The following is a 4,834-nucleotide window of genomic DNA, read 5'->3' on the forward strand; positions in this document are numbered from 1 at the left end:
GTCGGGGGGTCCCGCGGCGCTGCCGACGTCGTGAAGGGATCACCGCGCGGAGCGGCGGGCCCATCCCCGTTTTTCGGCTGTCAGGGCAGGTCGCGACGGACGAGCGCCTGGGCGAAGGGTTCGCCGGTGGCCCGGGCGTAGGCCATCCGCTCACGCACCTCGCTGAGGGTGCGGGGGCGGTAACCGGGGCCGCCGCAGCAGCTCTTGTGGAAGCGCACACCGGCGTGCAGCAGCAGGGCGAGGGTGCGCCAGGCGGCGGTGTCCCGCCTCTTGGGCGCCGCGAAGGCGGAGCCGACGTGGATCAGTGGCCCGGCACAGCGTGGACAGACGCGGTCGTGACCCTGGGAGACGGGGTGGGGCTGCTTGTACGAGGCCCGGCAGGGCAGGCAAACGTACGAGGTCTTTCCATGGGCCATGCGGGAAGGGTAGGGCCGGCGCGGGGTGGGGCTCGACGGATTATCCCGGTGCCGGTGCCGGTGCCGGTGCCGGGCCGGCTGGCCGTTCGAGGGCACCAGGGCAGCATGTGACAGCTTCCCGCTGTCGGCGTGGATCCTCTGTGCCGGATGCGTGCTGCGATACCGGAGGCCCTGCCGCCCATGCGGACGAAAGGGCCTCCGGCCAGGTGTTTCCTAGTGCCCGGCAGGATTCGAAACGGCCACCCCCTTTGGGCGTTCGATCCGTCCGCGTTGGTTCGCCGCTGTACGTAGCGCTGTCAGCAGCTGGACACTGTTGCCGTTGGCGAGCGACCCACCCGAGGGGGCGTTGCCCCATAACCTGTGAAGTGACGAGTTGCACAGAGATGGGACAAGGCCGTGTCACCTGATGCCACCCCGGACCCGTACGTCGACCCGATTAGGTTCGGTCAGAGGATGCAGATCCTGCGCGAACATCGCGGCATGAGCCGGGTCGTTCTGGCCGGCCTTGTCGGTAAGTCGCCGTCATGGGTGAAGCGGGTCGAGAACGGGCAACTCCAGGCGCCCGGCATCGACACGGTGATGTTGATCGCGGAAGCCCTGCGCGTCCGGGACCTCGCCGACCTCACCGGCCGACCGGACATGTCCGTCGAGCTGTTCATTGGCCCCGGCCATCCGAGGCTCGCCGCTGTCCGAGCGGCTGTCGACTCCTACCCGCTGGCCACGAGTCGAGAGGCGCCATCCGCAGCGCACCTACGCGCCCGACTCGAACACGCGTGGGCAAGGCGACACGACGCGCCCAATCATCGTGAGGTCATCGGTGAGCTGCTGCCAGGACTGATCGAAGATGCGCAGCTGGCTGTGCGCCAGGCGCAGCAGCCCGCCGAGTGGCGCGCCGCGCAGGCCGTGCTCGCCGAGGTGTACTCACTGTCGCAGTTCTTCGTCGCCTACCAGCCCGACAACAGCCTGCTGTGGCGGGTCGCGGAGCGCGGCATGGTCGCAGCCCAGCAGAGCGACGATCCCCACGCGGTGGGCGTCGCCGCGTGGCTGATGGCGCAGGCTCACCGTGACTCCGGGCCGGGCCACTACGAGGCTGCCGATGCGGTCACCGTCGAGGCACTGCGATACCTGTCCCCTCTCCTGCCGGACGCCTCCGACCCCGTGTTGGCGATCGCTGGGGCGCTCACGTTCGAGGCTGGGTATACGGCGGCTCGCCGCGGCGACAAGGGCGTGGCGTGGGGGCACTGGGACAGGGCACGTGAGATGGCCGGACGGCTACCAGTCGGGTACTTCCATCCAGTGACGTCGTTCTCCCGCGCCATCATGGGGGCGCACGCGGTGACCGTGGCAGTCGAACTTCACGCCGGCCCGGAGTCGGTGAGGCAGGCCGGGCGCGCGGACAGCACGACGATTCCGTCTAGACCGCGCAGGGCCCGCCACCGAATCGAGGAGGCCCGCGGCTTCCGGCTCGACGGGCAGCCGGACGTGGCGATCGCGACTCTCGACAAGGCGTACGAAGCGGCGCCGGAGACGATCCGGTACAACGGCTACGCGAAGTCGATCATCCTTGAAGAGGTGGAATCGAAGGTCGCCGATCGGCGGCGCCGAGCGGCTGAGCTGGCCACGAAAATCGGTCTACTCGCTGCGTGAATAAGGGGGACACAATCCGTGTCCTCTGCTTCCGAGGGACGCCCCTACGGTCGGTGATGGAGGTCACATCCCACCGACGAGGGGCTTTCCCGTGTTCGCCATCCCGATCGGAACAGGCCGCGCCGACGTGAGCGTCAGCAGCGTCGCCCTGTACGCCTGCATCTCAGACGGCCGCGACCCCGACGCCGTGCTCGCCGCGCTGCGCAGGTACGCCATGGCACAGCAGTGGAGGGTAACGGCCGCCCTGTACGACATCGGGCCCCTGGACCGAGCGACCGACCAGCGGCCCGGCCTCGCCCGCACACTGAGGCTGATGGAAGACGGCCGCGTCGGCGGGGTCGTCACGCCCTCGGCGGCCCATCTAGCCGCCGCGCTCCCGCTCCGCAGCCGCGCCGCTGCCGCGTTCATCGCCTACGCCGAGGCGGCGGCTCAGGCCCCCAGCGAGGTGGTCCCGCAGTGATCGACCACGTCGCCCGCAACAGAGCCGCAGCCGTCTCCGACTGGCTCGGCGCCGCACACCCCAACCCGGGGCAGGCGAGGGCGGAATGGGGCGACCCACGCAAGGGGCATATCGCTCTGCTCCCCACCGGCCAGGTCTTCGACACGGTCCGCGTTGCCGCCAAAGTTGTGCACGCCGCAGCAGGCGCCCAGGACGAGGCCAGCGTGGCCGCGTTCCTCGGCGCCCTCCTCGACGGACCGGTCATCCACGACGCTTACTCCGCCACCGGCGCCAGCGTCTACTACTTCCTCGTACCGCTCGGATCCTGCGCCCACCACCTTGCCGACGACGCCCGCCTCCTGGCGCCAGGTACGTGGGTCGGCGTCCCGGAGCCGACACGCACGGCCCGCCCCGGCAGCTTCTGGATCCTCCCGCCCCGCCAGCGCGACGACCTGTGCATCCCCGGCTACGTCGACCAGCTCATCCGCGCCGGCCGCCGCGCCCTGGCCGCGCCCCCGCCGGAGGTGCCGGGCATGGACCGGATCGTGCACGAGTGCCGGGCGCTCATCGACCCCGCCCCCGACGCGGTGGCTGACCCGAGCTACGACGACGCCAACGCCCTGATCCTCCGCATGCGCGGCTACCTGCTCCAGCTCGTGGCCGCCGTCGAGGAGCACGCCGAGCGGCGACCGCCCACCGAGGTGCTCACCACGCGCGGCCGGTACCGGACCACCGAGGCGCGCCTGCTCCTCGAAGAGGCGCCGGACGCCTGCGTCGTGCCGCGGATGTATGAGCACGCACGCCGACAAGCCGCCTGCGCTCTGAACTTGGTCGACTGGCTGCGCGAGTGCAGCGGTCAGGCGACCGGGCAGTGAGTACGCCTGCGACACCATCAGGTGAACATCGCGTACGGGGCCCGCCCTCTGGCTGGCCGCCCGTAACCTGCTCCCGAGATGACGACCGACTTCGCCGACGAGGCACGCAGCCGCACCGCCCGCCTGCTCCGGATGGCCGCCACCACCGACGACCGAGTCCGAGACCAGATCGTCGAGTACGCGACGACCACACCGGACCCCCCGCCGCTCGGCCCGCACGGGATCCAGACCCGAGGGTGCGGCCGGTGCCGGCGCACCATGTGGGCGCAGCGCGACTACTGGGTCTGCGCGGCGTGCGGGCATGTGGAGGACTCGTAGTGGACTGCCCAGCGTGCCGTGTGCTGATGACCCATTCGCGGGATCGGCTGGGGGAGCGCTGGTTTTGTCCTCGCTGTCCGCGGTACGCCGGGCCGGGAGATGGGCCGAGGGAGATCGAACAGCACGAGCACGACCGCCTCGCCGCCATCGCACTGCTCGATGCGGTGCTGGACGAGGCGGCGCCGTGTCGTACGAGCGACCGGCGGATCCTCGATGAGATGGAGACCACGATGGGCCAGACGATCCAGACGCGTGGGTGCGGGAAGTGCGGCGGCACGATGTACCGCACGGTCGAGGTCGATGAGAACGGCCAGCCGACGAACGAGACGCAGTTCGTGTGCAGCAATCCCAGCTGCGGCGCCGTCGCCTGATGTGATGTTGTCTCGGTCGCTGCCAGTCGTCGACGGCGGCCGGGGCAGGGCTACAGCGCGACGAGCCCGGTGAGCGGTACGCCGATGGCGTCGGCGATGAGGATCAGGGAGTCGAGAAGGGGCGAGGCGTGGCCCTGCTCGATGCGGTTGTACGTCGCCCGGTCGATGCCGGTCCGTATGGCCACCTGCTCCTGCGTCAGCTCTCGGTGGAGCCGCGCGGCACCTGCCCACGCTCGCGGGCGCGTGATCAATTGTATGCAGGGCAAGCCCTGCATCGAGCTGTGGTCCAGACGTACTTGTGCCCTAAATCGAATCTGTGTTCCCATAACTGGCGGGTAGCCTGGCCCCCAAAATGTGCCGGGTGTCCGTAGGCACCTTCGAGCCCGGCACCGGTCGGCCCCCCGCCCCTCGTGAGCGGGGGCTGTTCCGCGTGCAGCCCACTCCCACCAGGGAAGTTCGCGTGATCGTTTAGGTGATATTTAGGAGATCGCCACGCGGGGGAGACCGATTCGAGGACGTGTCAGACCGTGCGCAGCCCGGGAACCACAGCAAAGGGCCAGGGCGGGAAACGTGTCCCGACCTGGCCCTTTGCCGCGAAGTGGCTGGTAGTGCTGGTGCCCCCGGCAGGATTCGAACCTGCGACACCCGCTTTAGGAGAGCGGTGCTCTATCCCCTGAGCTACGGAGGCGTACCCGGGTCGCCCGTCGTAGGCAGCCCAGGACAGGGTAGCGGATGGTGCCCCGGGTACGCCTCCGTAGCTCAGGGGAT

At 70.0% G+C, this 4,834-nt stretch carries 7 protein-coding genes and 1 tRNA gene; 5 read left to right on the forward strand and 3 right to left on the reverse strand.

Annotation, left to right across the window (positions count from 1 at the left end):
* Positions 1-80 precede the first annotated feature (80 nt).
* The gene (locus tag ACJA3G_RS30195; RefSeq protein ID WP_406556219.1) at positions 81-416 is read right to left on the reverse strand and encodes a deoxyxylulose-5-phosphate synthase; all 336 of its coding nucleotides are present in this window, start codon (positions 414-416) and stop codon (positions 81-83) included.
* 396 nt (positions 417-812) lie between these two features.
* Between ACJA3G_RS30195 and ACJA3G_RS30200 the strand changes: the two genes are divergently transcribed.
* From ACJA3G_RS30200 to ACJA3G_RS30220, 5 genes are all read left to right on the forward strand, one after another.
* Positions 813-2,063 carry a helix-turn-helix domain-containing protein gene (locus ACJA3G_RS30200; protein WP_406556220.1) on the forward strand — a complete coding sequence of 417 codons (1,251 nt, stop codon included), beginning with the start codon at positions 813-815 and terminating at the stop codon, positions 2,061-2,063.
* Positions 2,064-2,154: 91 nt separating this feature from the next.
* On the forward strand, positions 2,155-2,523 hold the full coding sequence (locus tag ACJA3G_RS30205; protein ID WP_406556221.1) for a hypothetical protein: 369 nt from the start codon (positions 2,155-2,157) through the stop codon (positions 2,521-2,523).
* A complete protein-coding gene (locus ACJA3G_RS30210) occupies positions 2,520-3,377 on the forward strand; it encodes a DUF6415 family natural product biosynthesis protein (RefSeq protein WP_406556222.1) in 858 nt (285 codons plus the stop codon). The genes ACJA3G_RS30205 and ACJA3G_RS30210 overlap by 4 nt, the downstream gene beginning before the upstream one ends.
* Positions 3,378-3,455: 78 nt before the next feature.
* On the forward strand, positions 3,456-3,695 hold the full coding sequence (locus ACJA3G_RS30215; protein ID WP_406556223.1) for a hypothetical protein: 240 nt from the start codon (positions 3,456-3,458) through the stop codon (positions 3,693-3,695).
* Positions 3,696-3,721: 26 nt separating this feature from the next.
* Positions 3,722-4,066 (forward strand): hypothetical protein, encoded by a 345-nt coding sequence (locus tag ACJA3G_RS30220; RefSeq protein ID WP_406556224.1) that lies wholly within the window; start codon positions 3,722-3,724, stop codon positions 4,064-4,066.
* Between the two features lie 50 nt (positions 4,067-4,116).
* Here the strand turns inward: ACJA3G_RS30220 and ACJA3G_RS30225 are convergent, their stop codons facing one another.
* Positions 4,117-4,392: a helix-turn-helix domain-containing protein gene (locus tag ACJA3G_RS30225; protein WP_406556225.1), complete on the reverse strand. Its 276-nt coding sequence runs from the start codon at positions 4,390-4,392 to the stop codon at positions 4,117-4,119.
* A gap of 286 nt (positions 4,393-4,678) precedes the next feature.
* Positions 4,679-4,754: transfer RNA gene (locus ACJA3G_RS30230), tRNA-Arg, on the reverse strand.
* Positions 4,755-4,834 lie beyond the last annotated feature (80 nt).

This window comes from Streptomyces sp. YS-3 (assembly GCF_045257485.1).
Taxonomy (GTDB): domain Bacteria; phylum Actinomycetota; class Actinomycetes; order Streptomycetales; family Streptomycetaceae; genus Streptomyces.

Excerpts from the sequence above, each read along its gene's own strand:
- ACJA3G_RS30195 (WP_406556219.1), bottom strand. The coding sequence starts at position 416 with ATGGCCCATGGAAAGACCTCGTACGTTTGCCTGCCCTGCCGGGCCTCG.
- ACJA3G_RS30215 (WP_406556223.1), top strand. The coding sequence starts at position 3,456 with ATGACGACCGACTTCGCCGACGAGGCACGCAGCCGCACCGCCCGCCTG.
- ACJA3G_RS30225 (WP_406556225.1), bottom strand. The coding sequence starts at position 4,392 with ATGGGAACACAGATTCGATTTAGGGCACAAGTACGTCTGGACCACAGC.
- ACJA3G_RS30220 (WP_406556224.1), top strand. The coding sequence starts at position 3,722 with ATGACCCATTCGCGGGATCGGCTGGGGGAGCGCTGGTTTTGTCCTCGC.